General features: G+C 32.7%; 1 protein-coding gene. It reads left to right on the forward strand.

Annotated elements, in window-relative coordinates:
- A partial coding sequence (locus tag L6C30_RS14785) for a transposase (protein WP_236163345.1) occupies positions 1–366 on the forward strand: 366 nt, incomplete at its 5' end.
- Positions 367–382 lie beyond the last annotated feature (16 nt).

Raw genomic sequence — 382 nt, forward strand, 5'->3', positions numbered from 1 at the left:
TTATTTAAGACTCAGTTAAAAGAACAGCAGAGGTTTTATATTGTGCATCAAGATGAAGATGATTTATTGTCCTTTGAGGGTTTTCATGAATTACATTCAAGTCATTGGAAAATAGAACAATATCACCGAGTGATTAAACAGGTTTGTCATATTGAAAAGTTTCAAGTAAGACGATCTAAACTGATTTTGAATCATATTTTTTCAGCCTTGATGGCCTACGTCGAGATACAAAAGAACCAGTTTGAGGGGATCTTTGAAAATGTATATCGTTGGCAGAAGAAATTATTTAGACCAATCATCAAAGACTTCATTGATGACTTTATTCTCGATAAAAATCATCTGCTACCACAGAGAATCTATAAATGATAGTGCGTAAGTCCTA

The sequence above is a fragment of the Acinetobacter sp. KAM396 genome, assembly GCF_021602765.1.
Classification (GTDB): domain Bacteria; phylum Pseudomonadota; class Gammaproteobacteria; order Pseudomonadales; family Moraxellaceae; genus Acinetobacter; species Acinetobacter towneri_A.